The organism is Pseudomonas sp. GW821-FHT03C07, assembly GCF_059420925.1.
The window spans coordinates 389,567-408,446 of the sequence record NZ_JBWKUQ010000003.1 but is presented as its reverse complement, the minus strand read 5'-3'; the positions used below and the strand labels follow the sequence as shown (position 1 = coordinate 408,446).

Annotated in this window: 20 protein-coding genes; 13 read left to right on the top strand and 7 right to left on the bottom strand. The window is 59.0% G+C overall.

Translation table 11 applies throughout. The features are described 5' to 3' along the window. Positions 1 to 62 precede the first annotated feature (62 nt). The 6 genes from AC07VG_RS08195 to AC07VG_RS08170 all read right to left on the bottom strand — a co-directional run bounded on the left by AC07VG_RS08195 (position 63) and on the right by AC07VG_RS08170 (position 7,351). Positions 63 to 1,259, bottom strand: coding sequence for an HAD family hydrolase (locus AC07VG_RS08195; RefSeq protein ID WP_494999614.1), 1,197 nt, complete (start codon positions 1,257 to 1,259; stop codon positions 63 to 65). 2 nt (positions 1,260 to 1,261) lie between these two features. Beyond that, a complete protein-coding gene (locus AC07VG_RS08190; protein ID WP_495020840.1) occupies positions 1,262 to 2,329 on the bottom strand; it encodes an ABC transporter ATP-binding protein in 1,068 nt (355 codons plus the stop codon). 74 nt (positions 2,330 to 2,403) lie between these two features. After that, positions 2,404 to 3,189, bottom strand: a complete 786-nt coding sequence (locus AC07VG_RS08185; RefSeq protein ID WP_494999616.1) for an ABC transporter permease — start codon at positions 3,187 to 3,189, stop codon at positions 2,404 to 2,406. Further along, the gene (locus tag AC07VG_RS08180; protein ID WP_494999617.1) at positions 3,186 to 4,082 is read right to left on the bottom strand and encodes an ABC transporter permease; all 897 of its coding nucleotides are present in this window, start codon (positions 4,080 to 4,082) and stop codon (positions 3,186 to 3,188) included. Before AC07VG_RS08180 ends, AC07VG_RS08185 begins: the two co-directional genes overlap by 4 nt. A 91-nt stretch (positions 4,083 to 4,173) precedes the next feature. After that, entirely contained in the window at positions 4,174 to 5,280 is a 1,107-nt protein-coding gene (locus AC07VG_RS08175) for an ABC transporter substrate-binding protein (RefSeq protein ID WP_494999618.1), read from the bottom strand. Positions 5,281 to 6,028: 748 nt separating this feature from the next. Continuing rightward, a complete protein-coding gene (locus AC07VG_RS08170; protein ID WP_495020839.1) occupies positions 6,029 to 7,351 on the bottom strand; it encodes an OprD family porin in 1,323 nt (440 codons plus the stop codon). Between the two features lie 959 nt (positions 7,352 to 8,310). On the opposite strand from AC07VG_RS08170, the gene AC07VG_RS08165 reads away from it, so the two are divergent. Next, positions 8,311 to 8,742 carry an HIT family protein gene (locus AC07VG_RS08165; protein WP_494999620.1) on the top strand — a complete coding sequence of 144 codons (432 nt, stop codon included), beginning with the start codon at positions 8,311 to 8,313 and terminating at the stop codon, positions 8,740 to 8,742. Further along, entirely contained in the window at positions 8,739 to 8,945 is a 207-nt protein-coding gene (locus tag AC07VG_RS08160; RefSeq protein WP_103496682.1) for a SlyX family protein, read from the top strand. The genes AC07VG_RS08165 and AC07VG_RS08160 overlap by 4 nt, the downstream gene beginning before the upstream one ends. A gap of 169 nt (positions 8,946 to 9,114) precedes the next feature. Here AC07VG_RS08160 and AC07VG_RS08155 read toward each other — a convergent pair whose 3' ends face one another. Beyond that, the gene (locus tag AC07VG_RS08155) at positions 9,115 to 9,720 is read right to left on the bottom strand and encodes a cold-shock protein (protein WP_318654859.1); all 606 of its coding nucleotides are present in this window, start codon (positions 9,718 to 9,720) and stop codon (positions 9,115 to 9,117) included. Positions 9,721 to 10,236: 516 nt separating this feature from the next. On the opposite strand from AC07VG_RS08155, the gene AC07VG_RS08150 reads away from it, so the two are divergent. The 11 genes from AC07VG_RS08150 to tolA all read left to right on the top strand — a co-directional run bounded on the left by AC07VG_RS08150 (position 10,237) and on the right by tolA (position 18,846). Beyond that, entirely contained in the window at positions 10,237 to 10,575 is a 339-nt protein-coding gene (locus tag AC07VG_RS08150; RefSeq protein ID WP_100939203.1) for a ribbon-helix-helix domain-containing protein, read from the top strand. Between the two features lie 166 nt (positions 10,576 to 10,741). Next, positions 10,742 to 10,963: an FmdB family zinc ribbon protein gene (locus AC07VG_RS08145; protein ID WP_191487164.1), complete on the top strand. Its 222-nt coding sequence runs from the start codon at positions 10,742 to 10,744 to the stop codon at positions 10,961 to 10,963. Between the two features lie 83 nt (positions 10,964 to 11,046). Then, the gene (gene aspS, locus AC07VG_RS08140; RefSeq protein WP_495020838.1) at positions 11,047 to 12,822 is read left to right on the top strand and encodes an aspartate--tRNA ligase; all 1,776 of its coding nucleotides are present in this window, start codon (positions 11,047 to 11,049) and stop codon (positions 12,820 to 12,822) included. A 126-nt stretch (positions 12,823 to 12,948) separates the two neighbouring features. Next, complete coding sequence (locus AC07VG_RS08135) at positions 12,949 to 13,695, top strand: YebC/PmpR family DNA-binding transcriptional regulator (protein ID WP_495020837.1); 747 nt, start codon at positions 12,949 to 12,951, stop codon at positions 13,693 to 13,695. Positions 13,696 to 13,711: 16 nt separating this feature from the next. Next, positions 13,712 to 14,236, top strand: coding sequence for a crossover junction endodeoxyribonuclease RuvC (gene ruvC, locus AC07VG_RS08130; RefSeq protein WP_100938827.1), 525 nt, complete (start codon positions 13,712 to 13,714; stop codon positions 14,234 to 14,236). Between the two features lie 114 nt (positions 14,237 to 14,350). Further along, positions 14,351 to 14,965: a Holliday junction branch migration protein RuvA gene (ruvA, locus tag AC07VG_RS08125; protein ID WP_494999623.1), complete on the top strand. Its 615-nt coding sequence runs from the start codon at positions 14,351 to 14,353 to the stop codon at positions 14,963 to 14,965. Then, positions 14,966 to 16,024, top strand: a complete 1,059-nt coding sequence (gene ruvB / locus AC07VG_RS08120; RefSeq protein WP_121137597.1) for a Holliday junction branch migration DNA helicase RuvB — start codon at positions 14,966 to 14,968, stop codon at positions 16,022 to 16,024. Between the two features lie 138 nt (positions 16,025 to 16,162). Further along, positions 16,163 to 16,630, top strand: a complete 468-nt coding sequence (gene ybgC, locus AC07VG_RS08115) for a tol-pal system-associated acyl-CoA thioesterase (RefSeq protein ID WP_494999624.1) — start codon at positions 16,163 to 16,165, stop codon at positions 16,628 to 16,630. Then, the gene (gene tolQ / locus AC07VG_RS08110; protein ID WP_103033137.1) at positions 16,620 to 17,315 is read left to right on the top strand and encodes a protein TolQ; all 696 of its coding nucleotides are present in this window, start codon (positions 16,620 to 16,622) and stop codon (positions 17,313 to 17,315) included. The genes ybgC and tolQ overlap by 11 nt, the downstream gene beginning before the upstream one ends. A 14-nt stretch (positions 17,316 to 17,329) precedes the next feature. Next, entirely contained in the window at positions 17,330 to 17,782 is a 453-nt protein-coding gene (gene tolR, locus AC07VG_RS08105) for a protein TolR (RefSeq protein WP_248799847.1), read from the top strand. Further along, on the top strand, positions 17,782 to 18,846 hold the full coding sequence (gene tolA, locus AC07VG_RS08100) for a cell envelope integrity protein TolA (RefSeq protein WP_495020836.1): 1,065 nt from the start codon (positions 17,782 to 17,784) through the stop codon (positions 18,844 to 18,846). Before tolR ends, tolA begins: the two co-directional genes overlap by 1 nt. Positions 18,847 to 18,880: the final 34 nt, after the last annotated feature.

The following is an 18,880-nucleotide window of genomic DNA, read 5'->3' as shown; positions in this document are numbered from 1 at the left end:
CAGGGGGCCAGAGCCCCCTTTTTTACAACCGTGGTCAAAGGGACTGTTCAATCAACCTGAGCTCAGGCTAGCAGCCGGGCCTCGCTGTGGCCGTAGCGCAGGGTTTTTTCATCGGCGTTGAAGCGGCCGGTGTGCTCGTCCCGGCCCTGCAGCACAAAGCGGGCGTCCGAACGGCCCAAGGTGGCGGCCGCCTGCTGGCTGTTGTCGCCAATTACACCTTTTTGCAGGCGGTTGATGATCACCCCCAGGCGTGTATCGGCAAAGTCCTTCATCATCCAGGCGTCGCCATCGCTGTCGCCGAACACCAGGGTCGGGCCGTAGCCTTTTTGGGCTACAAACACATTCTGGATGCCGACGGTCTTGCCCGGTCCCCAGTTGAAGTGCCAGTCCTTTTTATACACATTGGCGTATTTTCCATCGACCATTTCCAGCTTCAGGCCGAGGATATTTTCCGGCGGCAGCCCGTAGCCGTATTTCGGATCGCAGGCAAAAACACGCACCACGTCGTCGATTGATGCGGTGGAGATGTAGATATCGAAACCGTTGGTCCGCAGGGTAGCCATCAAGACCACAATTTCGGCATGCACGCGCATGCCGTAGAAGTGCACCGGAGCAACCCGGCCGGCGCGACCAGGCAGCTGCGCGCTGCTGTGGATAGGCGCCTGGCGCAATTCCTCGGCCAGATTGTATTCAATGGAGTCGGACACCATCGCCTGGAGCTCGGCCGTGGTGAAGTTCTTATAGAAATAAATGATCCACTTGTAGCCCACTTCCATCGGGTAGGTATCGCACAGCGCACCGTACAAAAAGTAGAACTTGGCGCGGAAGTTCTGGAACTGCGCGCTGGCACGGATGACCTCCAGGGGCTGCGTGCCACCCAGTACGGCGCAGTGTGTGTACAGCCACTGGTAGGCGTCGTTGATGTCAGCCACCAGGTCTTCCATCGAGACACGCTGGCCGTCCAGATTGGTGTAGTCCGGGTGGAACAAGCCGCCTGGGACATCCTGGCGCAGTACTTCGGCAAACTCGGCCGGCGTCAGCTTGAACAGCAGGTTTTCGGCCTGGTATAACAACAGCGATTCCTCGGTGTCGTTCATGATGCAAGTATTGTCCCAGTCGAACACCGCATACGGTTTTTGGGCAGGGTTGTAATCGCTACTGGCGCAGCCCCGGGTTTGCAGCAGCTGGTTGATCGCCCGCCGGTTGGCTGCAGACCAGCCCGCGGGTTCCGCAGGCAATACAAAGTTGTCGATCGTCATGCTCAGGCCGTTTCTTCCAGTACCAAAAGATTATCGTATGAGAAGCCCAGGGTGATGTCCTCGCCGCGCTGGGGCAGCGCATGGTGTGGATCGTTAAACACGTCGAGTGAGATCACCACCTCGCCCATGCGCACCCGGATACGCACTACGGCGCCCAGAAAATCAACGTCTTCCACCGTCGCCGCCAGCGAGTTGCGCCCCGATGTCGGCGGCTCCAGCACGATGGCCTCGGGTCGGATCGCCAACGCACGGGTTTGGCCTGCGGCGGCATCAACGATAGGGTTCGATGTCACCAAAGGCTGACCGCCCACGGAGATCTGGCCTGCAGCGGCATCCACCACCACGCCGGACAGCAGATTCAGCGTTCCGACAAACGAGGCCACAAAGCGGGTGCGCGGGAAGTTGTAGACCTCGCTCGGCGTGCCGATTTGCTCCACCCGGCCTTCGCTCAGCACGACGATACGGTCCGAGATCGACAAGGCCTCTTCCTGGTCATGGGTCACGAAGACCGAGGTGATGCCCAGCTCGCGTTGTACGGCGCGGATCTCTTCCCGTAGCGAGACACGGATCTTGGCGTCCAGCGCGGACAAGGGCTCGTCCAGCAGCAGCACCTGGGGCTTGCCGGCGAGCGCGCGGGCCAGGGCCACACGCTGTTGCTGGCCGCCCGACAGCTGCGAGGGATAACGCGCGCCCAGGGCCGCGAGGCCGATAAGCTTGAGCATTTCGGTGACCCGCTCATGGATCTGCTCCACAGGCATCTTGGCCACCTTCAGACCAAAGCCGATGTTCTCGGCCACCGTCATGTTGGGGAACAGCGCGTAAGACTGGAACACCATGCCGATGTTGCGCTGGTTGGTCGGCGTGTGGGTCACATCCTTGCCATCGAACTTGATGGTGCCACCCGAGGGGCTCTCGAATCCGGCCAGCATGCGCAAAATCGTCGTCTTGCCGCAACCCGATGGGCCCAGAAAGGTGATGAACTCGCCACGGGCGATGTCCATCGTGAAGTCATGCACCGCGGTCTGAACACCGAAGGCTTTTTTCAGGTGGGAGATTTCAAGGAAGGCCATGGGATGTTTTTTCCGTCAATGTAGGGGTTGCTACTCGGCTCAGTAGCCAGAACGCATGCCACCCGGGAATGTGCTTAAGGCTTCGCGTTCTTGGCATTGCGCCCGAACACCTGGATCAAACCCATGGAGGCCCAGGTAATCATGAAGGCCATCACCGCCAGCGCCGACGGCTCGTATGCCTTGTTGGCACCCACCAGTTGCAGGTAAGGCCCGAACGCGGGACGGTTTAACAGGCTGGCCATGGTGAACTCGCCGATCACCACTGCAAAGGTCAGGAACGCCCCCGAGAGAATCGCCGAGCGCAGATTCGGGAAGATCACCTTGAACAGAATGGTGAAAGTGCCCGCGCCCAGGGCCTCGGCGGCCTCCGTCAGGGTGCGCACATCGATGGTGCGCAAGCCGGTATCGATAGAACGGTACATATAGGGCAGCGACAAGGTGACGTAGCTGCACACCAGCAGGAAGTCGGTCGCCCGCTCGTTGCCGGTCAGCGGTATCCACGAGTTGCTGCCGAAGATGCGCAGATAGCCAAACACGATGACGATGGCCGGGATCACCAGTGGCAGCAAGGTGATGAACTCCACCAGTGGGCGCAGCTTGGGCAGACGCAATTGCACCCAATAGGCGGTGGGCACGACCAGCAGCACGCCAACCACAATGGTGACGATCGCCATCAGGATCGAATAGCCAAACGTGGCCTGGAACTGAGGATCGCTGAACACCACCCGGTAGGCTTCGAAGCTGTATTCGCCGCGCAGCATGCGCAGGCTGAATTCAAAGGTGGCCAGCAGTGGAATCAGGAAATAACTGGTGCCCACGCCGATGGCGATCCAGGCACCCAAGCGAGAGGTGGGTTTCATTTGCGAGCCTTTTCCGATTTGCTGCGCAGCCAGATATAGCCCGCGTTGGATACCCCGGTAATCACCACCATGCCCAGCGCCAGCGCGTAGCCCAGGTTCGGGTTGTGCAACACGTCGCCGCGGATCTGCGCATACAGCAGGATAGGCACGATGTTCAGCGAGCTGCCGGTCAGCGCATAGGCCGTGGCCACCGCGCCGAAGGCGTTCGCAAACAGCAGCAGCATGGCGCCCATGATGCTGGGCCACAGCACCGGTAACGCAATATAACGCCAGTAGTGGTAGGCGTTACCGCCCAGGCAATCGCAAGCTTCGCGCCACTCGCGTTTTAGTCCTTCAAGTGCCGGGGACACGATCAGCACCATCAAGGGGATCTGGAAGTACAGATAGGTCAGCGTCAATCCGGTGAAGCTGAGGATGTTGAAACCGGTGGAATAGAGATTGAAGCCCAGGTACTTGTTCATCAGCGCCGTCACCAGACCCACGCGTCCCAGCGTGGCCAGGAAAGCGAAGGCCAGCGGCACGCCGGCGAAGTTGGAGGCCACGCCCGAGAACGTCATCAAGGTCGGGCGAATCCACTCGGGCAGTTTGCCCTGGACTGCCGCCCAGGCAAGCAGGAAGCCGATGATTCCACCGCCCAGGGCCGACGCCGCACTGATGCGAAAGCTGATCCAGTAGGCGCTGACCACGTTCGGGTCCGCCAAGCCGGCGATATTGGCCAGGGTGAAATGGCCGGACGCGTCCTGGAAGGCACCCACCATCAGATAGCCGGTGGGCAAAATCAAAAACAGGACGGCGAAAGCCAGAAATGGCAGCACACCCAGCCAGTGCCAATTGAGCGACCGGCCCGGTATGGACGGTGCCACGGGTTTTGCAGAGCTCAAGGAATCAGTCAAGTGAAGCCCGCCTTTCAAGCAACCATCCAAGCCATAAAATGACTGGCATGACCGGTGAAGGCCATGCCAGTGCGAAGCCCTCGAAGGCCGGTTACTTCACGCTGGCGCCAACCAGGCTGTCCCACTGCTTGGTGATGGCTTCCTTGCTCGAGTTCTGTTCGTCCAAAGTCGGGAACACGGCCTTGGCATAGCCTTCCGCGGGTGGCAGCTTGTCGAGCATGGCCTTGGGCAGCTTGTTGTTCGCGACCAGGTCGTTGAAGCGGATCGGGTGGCAGTAGCCATTCAACCAGCCCACTTGGCCTTCGTCCGAATACAGGTATTCCAGCCACAGCTTGGCGGCATTCGGGTGTGGTGCATAAGCGCTGATGGCCTGCACATACACGCCCGCGACCACGCCCGACTTGGGTACCACCACTTGCACATTGGGGTTGCCCTTGAGTGCGTCGCGGTCGGCCAAGGCGTTGTAGTCCCAGCGGATGATGATAGGGGTCGTGCCTTGTGCCAGGGAGGCGGCCTTGCCGATCACCGGCACAAAATTGCCGGCCTTGTTCAGATCGCCGAAGAACTTCAGGCCGGCGGCGGCGGCCTTGGCGGGATCGCCACCAGCGGTCGCAATACCGGCGGCATAGATGCCCTGGATGGCCTGGTTGGCGGAACGCGGGTCGCCCGCCAATGCCACGGAGTTCTTGTAATCAGCTTTGAGCAGGTCGCTCCAGTCGGCCGGTATCGAGCTGATCAGGTCGGTGTTGACCTCGAAAGCCAGCACGCCATAGTAGTCGCCATACCAGTAGCCTTCCGGATCTTTCACCGAGTCAGGGATGGTCGCCCAACTGGCTACTTTGTAGGGCTGCAGCAAGCCGGCAGCCTTGGCCTGGGGGCCGAAAGACAGTCCCACGTCGATGGTGTCAGGTGCTTGCGGGCCCTTGTTGTCCTTGTTCGCCTTGATGGCTTCGAGTTCGTCGCCTGAACCGGCGTCAGGGTTCAGTTCGTTGACCTTGATGCCATACTTGGCTTTGAAGTTCTTGATCTGGTCGCCATAACCGCACCAGGAGTTCGCCAGGGCGATAACTGTCAGCTCGCCCTCTGCCTTGGCTGCTGCGACAAGTTCCGCCGATGCGGCCGATGCATTTTGTGCGCAGACTAGAGCCGCGGGGATGGCTGCTGTTAGAGCAAGGACTTTGAATGTTTGACGTGGCATATCACTTCCTTTTCGGTGTCCGGTAGATGGGAGTTTGACGGCGGAAGATCAGGGCACAGCGAATCACCTTGGCGCAATGGCAAGGTCATTACATCTATTATGTAAACAATCAGCCGACACCTAGCCTAGGCTGGCGGTACAGGAAAGAAATGTAACTTTCAGAACTTCAATTGCATACTACTGTCGGCGCTGCGCCTGCGCAATCGTAGTGGCGATTTATGACTCTTTCGCGACAATTTGGTCGTAAATGGCAATGTGCGGGCTGAAATGGGTGTGAGGTCCAACCCTCGCGTAGGCACCGAGATTGTCGGTGTTCCAGATAGAGCTTCATTGCCGTTGGAGGTAGGAAAACGAGGTTGTCCGATTCATTTTGGAAGCCCTGTTTTGGCTGTTGAGCTTGAGCTGGTATTTGAGCTGTTTCTTGACTTCAGGTGTCAGGCAGAGGCCATATGATTTGATTGATGGCTACACTGCGCAAAGCCATCCTTGTGACGCAATAAGGTTATGAGGCTTTGAAGTTGGCAAGAAGCGGGGTAGGTGCGGGCGGCAGGAACTCAACGAGTTCATACTCAGCGAACTGTTCTTGGTACTAAGAGCTGTTCCGAACGATGTTTTTTGACTTTTTCAGCCGTTGGCGGGACGTTCAGCCACAAGATTGCATCCATACTGGGTGCACAAAAAAAGGCCCATCACCAGGATGGGCCTTTCTTCAAACGAGTGTTACATCATCAAGCAAGTAATCAGGTGATTACAGGATGGTGATTGGGTACTCGGTGATCAGGCGGAACTCGTTGATGTTCTGATCGCCATCTGCAGCGTTACCACGATGCCAAGCTTGGCGTGCACGGAAGGACAGGTCCTTCAGAGGGCCAGACTGGACAACGTACTTAGCTTCCAGGTTGGTTTCGAAGTGATGACCGTCATCGCCATAACCGTTATTGGCAGCATATGCAGCGTTCATATGGGTGCCGTCGATGCCATCACCATGGACATAACGAGCCATGAAGCTCAGGCCTGGGACGCCGTACTCAGCCATTTTAATGTCATAACGGGCTTGCCAGGATTTTTCACCTGGGCCGTTGAAGTCGGAGTACTGGATGGAGTTCGCCAGGAAGATCGAGTCGCCACCGCGGTTGTTGTCACCCACACCGACGTAGTCGAATGGCTCGTTGCCGTTGACCTTCTGGAACGCCACAGTAACGGTGTGTGCCTTCAGGAACGAATAGGCGGCTGCCAGCGAGAAAGCGGTGTTGGAGATTTTACCTGCCTTCGCCGCACCAGTATCGGTTGTGCGATACAGGTTGAAGTCGAAGTTAACGGACTGGTCAGTCGCCACTGGCAGGGTGTAGTTCACGTTGGTGTAGTACTGGTTCCAGGTGTCCTGGAACTTGGCGCCATAGAGGGACGCGGTCAGGTTTTCATTGATGGCGTATTTACCACCCACGTAGTCGGCGCTCTCAACCTTCGTACCGCCATACTGCGTCCAGAGGCCGCCTTGCAGCGATGTTTTGTCCTGGCTGCTACCTGCATAGAAATGACCGGCTTCGAGGTCAAGGTCTTTGATCTCACTGCTCTGCAGCTGGAAGCCACGAGCTGTCTGTTGGAACAGACGGCTGCCGCCCACGGCGAATACGGGTGCAGTGCTCGGGCTGAAGTCACCGAATTTCAGCTCGGTTTTGGAGATTCGAACTGCAACGTCGGCACCAGCTTTGCCGAAGCTGTTGTTTTCTTCGCCGGTTGATGAGGTGGTCATGTTACCACTGCCGGTTTTGCCGTCAGAGCCGTCCAGCTTGAAGCCAGCATCGCCGAAGCCTTCAACCTTTACACCGACGGTGCCTTGGGTGTAACCCGAACTGAATTTGCCGAGAACACCTTGGGTCCAGTCGACTTGGTCGTGACCGCTTGTCTTGTCACGATTGAAATAGTAGTTCTTCAGAACCACACCAGCCGAAGCACCTTCAACGAAACCCTTGGCGTCAGACTGAGGGGTTACGAACGGGTCGGCCATAGCCACTTGCGAACCTGCTGCGTAAACAGCCAGGGCGATCATGCTCCACTTCATCACGCGCATCGTGATTTGCTCCTTTGGTTTTAGGAAGAGTACTGCCGTCCCACCTGTATTTTTGTCTGGGCGGCTCTTTCTTTTTTGTGTCGGCGCAAACTTATATCACGCTGACAAACTTGGCGATACTTGCACACCTATCCTTGCGGCTTCTTTACGAGCCTGTCGCAAAAAGCTAGCTCCATGTCGCAAATTCACAGCCTTTGTGCCGCGGCTGCACAACTTCAGCGCTGTTTTCAAGGGCATGAGCATAGAAACAAATCGTCTATGTTCAAGCCCTGAACTCTCCATGGGCGCACTGTGCTGCGTTGTTACGGTGTCGCAGGGGCTTCAGCGTCCGGGCTGACCCTCTGTCGCGACTATTTACTCACCAATGCAACAAGCATGCACAAAGTGAAAAATTCGTGAGAAAAATTTTATCCGCCTCCGTCATCACGCTGAAACCCTTATGAAACCTAGGGCGGTTGGCGTTTGCGCCGGGGCTTGACGTAGTGCTTTTCCTTGTGCTGCTAATCCATTGAAAATCCATGAAAAGCCAAAAACGTTACCGGTCCACACTGCGACTGGGTAGTCGTGGCTGAAACGTGCACTGATAGTAGCCGCAGTGTGCGGTTTTGGTGCAAAAAGTTGATCAACAGTTTCGATGCGGGCATCGGGTACTGGCAAGAAGTCTTCTCTTATCCCTTGAGTCAGCTTTCACCGTCGATGATGTAGGTCAAGGATTTCAGAAAAAGGTGACATTTTTGTGGCTACATGGGTTTTTTGTTGCCAATGTGTAATTTTGTGGTCTTTGTGGCGATGAAAAAGCACCGCTTGTTCCATTCTGGCGCAGTGCGTGCTCCGTATTCGCGCATTTGCGTCCGGCGCTTGCGTGGCCCGTGAACCGGCGACCGATCACGGGTATCCTGATCGCCTGTCGCCGGGCGTTCGCCGGGCGCAAACCTATCCGTCACGCAGGAGTATTCACGGTGTTCGTTCTCGATTCGCGCCTTCAACAAGACACCTTGCCGATGGGCGACCTGCCGTTGTGCCGCGTGCTGCTGTCCAATGATGCGAACTATCCCTGGTTCATTCTGGTGCCACGGCGCGCGGATATCAGTGAGGTGTTCCAGCTGGAGGCGGCCGATCAGCAGCAATTGTGGCGCGAGACCACGGAGCTGGCGCAGTTGCTCCAGGTCACCTTCGAGGCGGACAAGATGAATGTCGCGGCCTTGGGCAATGTGGTCAGCCAGTTGCACATGCATGTGATCGTGCGTCGCCGTGACGACGCGGCCTGGCCGGCACCGGTCTGGGGCAAGCAGCCGGCGCGGCCTTATACCGATGGGGAAGTCGGGGTGATTCGCGAGCAATTGCGCCTGGCGTTCCGGCATGACCCGCGTTTTGTGCAGGTGGGCGTATGAATCTTGAAGATCGCGTGACCGAACTGGAAAGTCGCCAGGCGTTTCAGGATGACACCATTCAGGCCCTCAATGATGTGCTGGTGGAGCAACAGCGGGTGGTCGAGCGCCTGCAACTGCAGATGGCGGCTTTGCTCAAGCGTCATGAAGAAATGATGGGGCAGTTCGATTCCTTCGAGGAAGAAGCTCCGCCGCCGCATTATTGAAGGCCTCATGATATTTTGCGGTGATACGCAGATTTGTGGGAGCCGGCTTGCCGGCGATGAGCCTTGTAGCGTCCATCCGGACGCCATCGCCGGCAAGCCGGCTCCTACAGGTTTTCGACCATAAAAAAACGCGAGGCAGCCAAGCTGTCTCGCGTTTTTTTGTGGCCGATCAGCGCCGCGGCAGGGCCGCGATCACGTCTTCGGCTTGCAGGCCCTTGTCCCGGTTCATCACCGAGAACTCCACGCGCTGGCCTTCGACCAGGACGCGGTGGCCTTCGCCACGGATGGCGCGGAAGTGCACGAAAATATCATCGCCGGAATCCCGCGAGATAAAGCCGAACCCCTTGGAGGTGTTGAACCACTTCACGGTACCGGTATCGCGATTGCTCATGTCGTAGCTGTGGGAAGCCGCCGCCGGGGAAGATTTCTTGTAGAAACTCACCGCCAGGTGCAGCAACACGGCAAGCACGGCGGCCAGCAGACTCGGAAGCACGGCGGGTTGACCGCCGATCAGAGTCAGGGGGGCAAGCAGGGTGAGGATTTGCAGTGCCACGGCGACGATCAGCAGGATACTGACCAGGATTTGCAGTTGATGCCGTGGACCCTTGTTCCAGTAAGGAATGACTGGCGCGAGGGTCAGGTTGAGCAAGCCGAAGAATGCCAGGTACAGCGCGTCGGGTTGTTGCAGGTAAGGCAGGGCTTCGGATCGCAGGCTGGGGATAAAGGACAGCAGCAGGGCAACGGCGCCCGTTAGCAGGTGGACGATTTTCAACATTTTAATTGACTCACTCAAGACAGATCACAAGGAAGAGCGGGTGGCACACGGTTCGCTTCTGGAAAAAAGGTGAGGCGTTGGGCACGTGTGGGCATCCGCCTATGCGTCACTGTCAGAGATTCGACAGTCACGACACAGCCTCTATTTAACAGCAAAGCCCCTGCCTTCTCAAACTTCGACGCCAGGCCACTGTTGGAGAACTTGCGGCGGGGCGGGGCCCGTGTCGACACAGCCCGCGGGCCAGACACCTGGCAGGGGGGGGGGCGTGGCGGATTTGTCGCAGTCGCCATGGCAGCTCGAACCGTGGGCACCAGCGAGCCCGTGGTATTCGCGACGGCGCAGGCCTTCGCCCAGGCCCGGCCCCAGGCTTTTCGTTGTTCTTCCTTATTAATGGACTCTTCCTACGGAGGCTGTAGTGCAGTCTGCTGGATAGGGTTTTTTACTTAATGTTTTATGTCAGGAGGTTTGCCAGGAGCGCCTTTATTCAAAGGTGTGCAGCGACGGAGTGCGATGAAAATGGTTCAGTGGGTAGGGCATGAGGTGGGGAGTTCCGGTTGTTTGCGCAAGACCCGGGTGGATCCCCTGTTACTGGATTTCGATATTGGGTTGGCGAAGCCAGTTTCGCGCTCGGTGCGTTTGAATGGTTTTGCCACCTGCTTGCGTCTGGAGGAGGTTTACTGGAAGGTACTGGCCGATATAGCCAATACCCATGAATGTACGGTCAATGCCTTGCTGTCCAATGTGGATATGGAGGTTCACCTGCGTTATGGCGGGGTGAAAAATTTCAGTGGCTTGATTCGGGTGGTCTGTGTCGTTCATCTGCTGACGTTGGGCGGTTTGTCCCGGGCCCTCTAGGCTTGCCCGGGCGTCTCGATGGATTGGCGAGACGGCATGGGCTGGGGCGCTGACCGGTCCACGGCTGCAAAGGCTCGATTTAACGGATATAATCCCGCTCTTTGCTGCATGGCCCGTCCCGGGCTCGGGCAGCAGTGATGCCGTTATCTGAGTGCCGAGACGCCCCATGCCCATGTACGACTACCAATGCGCTTCCTGTGCTCATCAACTGGAAGCCATTCAAAAGATCAGTGATGCACCGCTGGTCGACTGCCCGGCCTGCCAGGCACCGCAATTGAAGAAAATGCTCTCCATGCCAGGCTTCCGCCTCAGCGGCACCGGCTGGTATGAGACGGATTTCAAGACCGGCAGCAAGAAAAACCTGGCCGGTGGCGATAAAGCCGACTGAAATAAGCGACACGAGCGGGCGCTTGTCGCGTTGCAAAGACAAGACCTCCACCGAATTCGAATGACTAGAAGCGAACCACGACCATGATGCGCAGCCATTATTGCGGCCAACTGAACGAGAGCCTGGAAGGCCAGGAAGTCACCCTTTGCGGATGGGTCCACCGTCGTCGCGACCATGGCGGGGTGATTTTCCTCGATATCCGTGACCGCGAAGGTCTGGCCCAGGTGGTCTTCGACCCGGATCGCGCCGACACCTTCGCCGCCGCCGATCGCGTGCGCAGCGAGTACGTGGTCAAGATCACCGGCAAGGTCCGCCTGCGTCCGACCGGTGCCGGCAATGCCAACATGGCTTCCGGTGCCATCGAAGTGCTGGGTTATGAGCTGGAAGTGCTGAACGAAGCGGAAACCCCGCCGTTCCCGCTCAACGAATATTCCGACGTCGGCGAAGAAACCCGCCTGCGCTATCGCTTTATCGACCTGCGTCGTCCGGAAATGCTTGAGAAGCTGCGTCTGCGTTCGCGCATGACCACCAGCATCCGTCGTTACCTGGACGAAAACGGCTTCCTCGACGTCGAGACGCCGATCCTGACCCGTGCGACCCCCGAGGGTGCCCGTGACTATCTGGTGCCGAGTCGCACCCACGCCGGCAGCTTCTTCGCCCTGCCGCAATCGCCGCAGTTGTTCAAGCAACTGCTGATGGTGGCCGGCTTCGACCGTTACTACCAGATCGCCAAGTGCTTCCGCGACGAAGACCTGCGGGCCGATCGCCAGCCGGAATTCACCCAGATCGACATCGAGACCAGCTTCCTCGATGAAAAAGACATCATGGGCCTGACCGAAGGCATGATCCGCAACCTGTTCAAGGAAGTGCTGGATCTGGAATTCGGCGAATTCCCGCACATGACCTGGGACGAGGCCATGCGTCGTTACGGTTCCGACAAGCCGGACCTGCGTATTCCGCTGGAACTGGTGGACGTTGCCGACCAGCTCAAGGACGTTGAATTCAAGGTGTTCAGCGGCCCGGCCAATGACCCGAAATGCCGTGTGGCCGCCTTGCGCGTCCCGGGCGCGGCAAGCATGCCGCGCAGCAAGATCGACGAATACACCAAGTTCGTCAGCATCTACGGGGCCAAGGGCCTGGCGTACATCAAGGTCAACGAGCGCGCCAAGGGCGTCGAAGGCCTGCAGTCGCCGATCGTCAAGAACATTCCTGAGGCCAACCTCAACGTGATCCTCGATCGCGTCGGCGCGGTCGATGGCGATATCGTGTTCTTCGGTGCCGACAAGTCCAAGATCGTCAGCGAGGCCCTGGGCGCGCTGCGGATCAAGGTCGGTCACGACCTCGAGCTGCTGACCTGTGAATGGGCGCCGATGTGGGTCGTCGACTTCCCGATGTTCGAAGAGAACGAAGACGGCAGCTTCACCGCCTTGCATCACCCGTTCACCGCGCCGAAGTGCTCGCCTGAAGAGCTGGCGGCCAACCCGGCCACCGCCCTGTCCCGCGCCTACGACATGGTCTTGAACGGTACCGAGCTGGGTGGCGGTTCGATCCGTATCCACCGCAAGGAAATGCAACAGGCGGTGTTCCGTCTGCTGGGAATCAGCGAAGCGGAACAGGAAGAGAAGTTCGGCTTCCTGCTCGATGCGCTGAAATATGGTGCTCCGCCCCATGGTGGCCTGGCCTTCGGCCTGGATCGCCTGGTGATGCTGATGACCGGCGCCCAGTCGATTCGTGAAGTGATCGCGTTCCCGAAAACCCAGAGCGCGGCCTGTGTCATGACCCAGGCGCCAGGGCTGGTGGACGCCAAGGCACTGCGCGAGCTGCATATCCGCCTGCGCGAAACCCCGAAGGCAGAGTAAGACTGACCCAAGGGCGCATCCATTGGATGCGCCCTTTTTCAAGGTCGAGACTTTTTATTGCCGGCCGCTGCCACAGGGCAGGGCGGGCAACGTTTCAAAGAGCACAAAGAGAATTCGGAGCGAGTTATGGCAGGTCATTCCAAGTGGGCGAACATCAAGCACCGCAAAGAACGTCAGGATGCCAAGAAGGGCAAGATCTTCACCAAGTGGATTCGTGAGCTGACCGTCGCCGCTCGTCAGGGCGGTGGTGATCCAGGCTCCAACCCACGTCTGCGCCTGGCGCTGGACAAGGCCCTCGGCGCGAACATGAGCCGCGATATCATTGATCGCGCGGTGGCCCGCGGTGCCGGTGCGGCCGATACCGACGATATGGTCGAGCTGAGCTACGAAGGCTACGGCCCCGGTGGCGTGGCGGTGATGGTTGAATGCATGACCGACAACCGCAACCGCACCGCGGCGGCCGTGCGCCACGCGTTCAGCAAGTGTGGTGGCAACCTGGGGACCGACGGTTCCGTGGCCTATCTGTTCGAACGCAAGGGGCAGTTGTCCTTCGCCCCGGGCATCGATGAAGACGCGCTGATGGAGGCGGCGATGGAAGCCGACGCCGATGACGTGGTCACCCATGAAGACGGCTCGATTGACGTGTTCACCTCGTTTGCCGGCTTCTATACGGTGCGTAACGCCCTCGACACTGCGGGATTCAAGGCGGCTGACGCGGAAATCGTCATGTTGCCGACCACCAGTGCCGAACTCGATCTGGAGGGCGCGGAAAAGGTCCTCAAGCTGCTCGATATGCTCGAGGACCTGGATGATGTGCAGAACGTCTACTCCAATGCCGATATTCCCGAATCGGTAGCCGAACAGCTCGGCTGACCCAAACGCAGGCGCTATGACTTTAATTCTTGGTATCGACCCCGGTTCGCGCATCACCGGCTATGGCGTGGTGCGCGATACCGGGCGTGGCTGCGTGTACGTCGCCTCGGGCTGCATCCGCACCGGCAGCGGCGAGTTGCATGAGCGTTTGCAGATTGTCTACCGCAGCGTGCGCGAAGTGATCCAGACCTACGGTCCGGTGACCATGGGCATCGAAAAGGTGTTTATGGCGAAAAACGCCGACTCGGCGCTCAAGCTCGGCCAGGCGCGGGGCGCGGCGATTGTCGCCGGGGCCGAGGAAAACCTCGAGATCGCCGAGTACACCGCGACCCAGGTCAAGCAGGCCGTGGCCGGCACGGGCGGCGCCAACAAGGAACAGGTGATGATGATGGTCATGCACTTGCTCAAGCTCACCACCAAACCGCAAATCGACGCCTCGGATGCCCTGGCGATTGCCCTGTGCCACGCACATACCCGCTCCAGTCTCTTGCCTCATGGCTTGGGCGCTGCACGTAGCCGTGGTGGTCGCCTGCGTCTCTGATAGCATCATCGCCTCAAACAATTTTGCTTGCCGATAGCGTCACGCCGGATAAGGTAGTGCGCTATCGTTCCGAGTCGTCAGCCAACGGTCTGGCCAGAAATAAGGATTTGATACGTGATTGGACGTTTGCGCGGCACCCTGGCAGAAAAGCAGCCGCCGCACCTCATCCTTGATGTGAATGGCCTCGGCTACGAACTGGAAGTGCCGATGACCACGCTTTATCGCCTGCCGTCGGTCGGCGAGCCGCTGACCCTGCACACCCATTTGGTCGTGCGCGAGGATGCCCAGTTACTCTATGGCTTTGTCGGCAGGCGCGAGCGCGACTTTTTCCGCGAGCTGATCCGGCTCAATGGTGTCGGGCCGAAGCTGGCCCTGGCGCTGATGTCGAGCCTGGAGGTCGATGAACTGGTGCGTTGCGTGCAGGCCCAGGACACTTCGGCGCTGGTGCGCGTGCCCGGTGTCGGCAAGAAGACCGCCGAGCGCCTGCTGGTGGAGCTCAAGGACCGCTTCAAGGCCTGGGAAACCGTGCCGAGCATGTTTGCCCTGGTGCCCAATCAGCCGGACGGCGCGCCTGCGCTGCCGCTGGCCAGCGCCGAGTCCGATGCGGTCAGTGCGCTGATTTCCCTGGGCTACAAGCCCCAGGAAGCGAGCAAGGCGGTGTCGGCAATCAAAGACAAAGACCTGAGCAGCGAAGACATGATTCGTCGCGCCCTGAAGGGAATGATCTAAGTGATTGAAGCTGATCGTTTGATAACCGCCTCCGGCGGGCGTGACCGCGAGGAAGTCCAGGATCGCGCCATCCGCCCGTTGAGCCTGGCCGAGTACATCGGCCAGCCGACGGTCAAGGAGCAGATGGAGCTGTTTATCCAGGCGGCGCGCGGGCGCGGCGAGTCCCTTGATCACACCCTGATCTTCGGCCCACCGGGTCTGGGCAAGACCACCCTGGCCAATATCATCGCCCAGGAAATGGGCGTGTCGATCAAGAGTACTTCTGGGCCGGTACTGGAGCGGGCCGGAGACCTGGCGGCGCTGCTGACCAATCTCGAGCCCCACGATGTGCTGTTTATCGATGAAATCCACCGTCTGTCGCCCGTCGTCGAAGAAGTCCTGTACCCGGCGATGGAGGACTTCCAGCTCGATATCATGATCGGCGAGGGACCGGCGGCGCGCTCGATCAAACTCGACCTGCCACCTTTCACCCTGGTCGGTGCGACGACCCGCGCCGGCATGTTGACCAACCCATTGCGTGACCGCTTCGGTATCGTCCAGCGTCTTGAGTTTTATAACACCGCGGACCTGGCGACCATCGTCACCCGTTCGGCGGGGATTCTCGGCTTGCCGCTGGACCCGGAAGGCGCATTCGAGATTGCCCGGCGGGCCCGCGGCACGCCGCGGATCGCCAACCGGCTGCTGCGCCGGGTACGTGATTTCGCCGAAGTGCGGGCCAAGGGCCATATCACCAAGGCCGTGGCGGACCTGGCCTTGAACCTGCTGGATGTCGACGAACACGGTTTCGACCACCAGGACCGGCGCCTGCTCTTGACCATGATCGAGAAATTCGACGGCGGTCCGGTGGGCGTGGACAGCCTGGCGGCGGCGATCAGCGAGGAGCGGCACACCATTGAAGATGTGCTCGAGCCTTACCTGATCCAACAGGGCTACATCATGCGCACCCCGCGTGGACGGGTGGTAACCCGGCATGCCTATCTGCACTTCGGTTTGAACATTCCGTCGCGCTTGGGTGAAATGCCCGTGGTAGACGAGTTTCTGGATGCGCTGGACGAGTAAAAGCAGGATTGGGGCTGATTTATTCGCGGTTTGCGTTGTCCGATGGGCACGTGTCACGAATCTTCATGCAAAAAGTCGTCGAAGGATGAAAAACAGTTGCCTGGCCGGATTGGCAACCTGAGGAGTAAGCACTAGAGTATGCGCGCGCAAAACGGGGTTCAGTCGTTCGCACATCGCTGTCGCGTTTATTACGAGGACACCGATGCCGGCGGCATCGTGTATTACGTCAATTACCTTAAGTTCATGGAGCGGGCTCGAACCGAGCGGCTGCGGGAGTTGGGCTTTGCTCAATCGTCGCTGGCAGGGGAGAACCTGTTGTTCGTCGTGCATTCCAGCGAAGCGCGTTACCACGTGCCGGCGCGGTTGGACGACGAACTGCTGATCAGCGCCGAGGTGATTGAGCTGAACCGTGCGAGCCTGCGCTTCAAGCAGCAGGTCAGGCGGGCTGATGATGAAACGCTGCTCTGTGAAGGGCGGTTCCTGGTGGCCTGTGTGCGCGCCGATAGTTTAAAACCCCGGGCCATTCCAGAAGCCTTGCGTTCGGCCTTTGCCGACACAAGCGGCGCGGGTACTCACTTAGAGCAGGAGATAAAGCGTGGAAGCTAACGTCGTCGACCATTCCTCCATGTGGAGCTTGGTCAGCAATGCCAGCATCGTGGTGCAATTGGTCATGCTGATCCTGGTGGCCGCCTCGGTCACCTCGTGGATCATGATTTTTCAGCGCAGCAACCTGCTGCGCGCCGGTCGCCGCGCCCTGGAGAGCTTCGAAGAGCGCTTCTGGTCGGGTATCGACCTGTCCAAGCTCTACCGTCAGGCCGGCAGCAACCCGGACCCGGACTCGGGCGTGGAGCAGATTTTCCGCGCAGGCTTCAAGGAGTTCTCCCGTCTGCGCCAGCAACCGGGCGTTGACCCGGAAGCGGTCATGGAGGGGGTATCCCGTGCCATGCGCGTGGCCATCTCTCGTGAAGAAGAAAAGCTCGAGCAGAGCCTACCCTTCCTCGCCACCGTCGGTTCCGTCAGCCCGTATATCGGCCTGTTCGGTACCGTCTGGGGGATCATGAACTCGTTCCGTGGCCTGGCCACCGCCCAGCAGGCGACCCTGGCCACCGTGGCCCCGGGTATTTCCGAAGCCCTGGTGGCCACCGCCATCGGCCTGTTCGCGGCGATTCCTGCGGTTATCGCCTACAACCGTTTTGCGGCCCGTGGCGAGACCCTGATCAGCCGTTACTACACCTTCGCCGATGAGTTCCAGGCGATCCTGCACCGTAAAGTGCACACCAGCGAAGAGTGAGCAGGTAAATCCCCATGGCCCGAGTTCGCCACAAACGCAAGCCGGTCGCCGAGATGAACGTGGTGCCCTACATCGACGTGATGTTGGTGCTGCTGGTTATCTTCATGGTGACCGCGCCGATGCTCAATCAGGGCGTGAAGGTTGATCTGCCCAAGGTTTCCAGTGAAGCCTTGCCGCAGGACAACAACACCCAGGTCCTGACCATTTCGATCAAGGCTGACAAGACCTACTACTGGAACCTTGGCAGCGAAGTCGACACCGAAAAACAGCAGGACAGGGCCATGACTCTGCCGCAGATGACCGACGCGGTGACCAAGATCATTCGCGCCGGCACCGACAGCGGCAAGCGTACCCAAGTGTTCATTCGGGGTGACAAGACCGTCGACTATGGCTCCGTCATGGGTGCCATGGGCGGTCTGCAGAAGGCCGGCGTCGGTAATGTTGGCTTGATTACCGAGGCCCCCTGATGCACCAACAGCGAGAGCCGTCCGCTTCGGAAAGCTACTTCTGGCCCAGCGTCTGGGCGATTGGCCTGCATATCCTGATCTTTGGCATGCTGTTCGTCAGTTTTGCCATGACGCCGGAATTGCCGGAGGCCAAGCCGATTGTCCAGGCGACCCTGTATCAGCTGAAATCGAAAAGTCAGGCGACCACCCAGACCAATCAGAAGATTGCGGGTGAGGCGAAGAAATCCGCCGCGCGCCAGACCGAAGTCGAACAGATGGAACAGAAAAAGGTCGAGCAGGAAGCGATAAAGGCTGCGGAACAAAAGAAAGAGGAAGCGGCTCAAAAGGCCGACGAAGCCAAGAAGTCAGACGAAGCCAAGAAAGCGGACGAGGCGAAAAAGGCCGAAGAGGCCAAGAAAGCCGACGACGCGAAGAAGGCTGCCGAGGCGAAAAAGGAATTGGCTGATATAGCCAAGAAGAAAGCCGACGACGAAGTCAAGAAGGCCGCTGAAGAAGAGGCCAAGAAGGCCGCTGAAGACGCGAAGAAAAAAATCGTCGAAGACGCCAAGAAGAAAGCCGCGGAAGACGCGAAGAAGAAATCCGAAGCGGACGAGGCGAAGAAGAAAGTCGCCGAAGACGCGAAGAAGAAAGCCGCTGCCGATGCTGCGAAGAAGAAATCGCAGGATGCGGCGCGTAAGTCCGCCGAAGATAAAAAGGCCCAGGCCCTGGCAGACTTGCTTTCCGATACGCCGCAACGCCAACAAGCCCTGGCCGATGAGCAGGGTGATGAAACGGCGGGCAGTTTCGATGATCTGATTCGTTCGCGGGCGGCGGAAGGCTGGGCACGTCCTCCTTCGGCGCGTAAAGGCATGACGGTGGTGCTGCAAATCGGCATGTTGCCGGACGGTACCGTGACCACGGTCTCGGTGGCCAAGACCAGTGGCGACGGCCCGTTTGATGCCTCGGCGGTAGCTGCGGTCAAGAATATTGGTCGTTTGACGGAAATGCAGGGAATGAAACCGAGCGACTTTGCGCCCTATCGTTCCTTCAAGATGACATTCACACCTGAGGATCTAGCCTTGTGAGAAACCTTCTTCGAACAATGCTTGTCGTGATCTG

Excerpts from the sequence above, each read along its gene's own strand:
- AC07VG_RS08195 (WP_494999614.1), bottom strand. The coding sequence starts at position 1,259 with ATGACGATCGACAACTTTGTATTGCCTGCGGAACCCGCGGGCTGGTCT.
- ruvC (WP_100938827.1), top strand. The coding sequence starts at position 13,712 with ATGACTTTAATTCTTGGTATCGACCCCGGTTCGCGCATCACCGGCTAT.
- AC07VG_RS08190 (WP_495020840.1), bottom strand. The coding sequence starts at position 2,329 with ATGGCCTTCCTTGAAATCTCCCACCTGAAAAAAGCCTTCGGTGTTCAG.
- ybgC (WP_494999624.1), top strand. The coding sequence starts at position 16,163 with ATGCGCGCGCAAAACGGGGTTCAGTCGTTCGCACATCGCTGTCGCGTT.
- AC07VG_RS08135 (WP_495020837.1), top strand. The coding sequence starts at position 12,949 with ATGGCAGGTCATTCCAAGTGGGCGAACATCAAGCACCGCAAAGAACGT.
- AC07VG_RS08185 (WP_494999616.1), bottom strand. The coding sequence starts at position 3,189 with ATGAAACCCACCTCTCGCTTGGGTGCCTGGATCGCCATCGGCGTGGGC.
- AC07VG_RS08175 (WP_494999618.1), bottom strand. The coding sequence starts at position 5,280 with ATGCCACGTCAAACATTCAAAGTCCTTGCTCTAACAGCAGCCATCCCC.
- aspS (WP_495020838.1), top strand. The coding sequence starts at position 11,047 with ATGATGCGCAGCCATTATTGCGGCCAACTGAACGAGAGCCTGGAAGGC.
- tolR (WP_248799847.1), top strand. The coding sequence starts at position 17,330 with ATGGCCCGAGTTCGCCACAAACGCAAGCCGGTCGCCGAGATGAACGTG.
- AC07VG_RS08155 (WP_318654859.1), bottom strand. The coding sequence starts at position 9,720 with ATGTTGAAAATCGTCCACCTGCTAACGGGCGCCGTTGCCCTGCTGCTG.
- AC07VG_RS08160 (WP_103496682.1), top strand. The coding sequence starts at position 8,739 with ATGAATCTTGAAGATCGCGTGACCGAACTGGAAAGTCGCCAGGCGTTT.
- tolA (WP_495020836.1), top strand. The coding sequence starts at position 17,782 with ATGCACCAACAGCGAGAGCCGTCCGCTTCGGAAAGCTACTTCTGGCCC.
- AC07VG_RS08145 (WP_191487164.1), top strand. The coding sequence starts at position 10,742 with ATGCCCATGTACGACTACCAATGCGCTTCCTGTGCTCATCAACTGGAA.
- AC07VG_RS08170 (WP_495020839.1), bottom strand. The coding sequence starts at position 7,351 with ATGCGCGTGATGAAGTGGAGCATGATCGCCCTGGCTGTTTACGCAGCA.
- AC07VG_RS08150 (WP_100939203.1), top strand. The coding sequence starts at position 10,237 with ATGGTTCAGTGGGTAGGGCATGAGGTGGGGAGTTCCGGTTGTTTGCGC.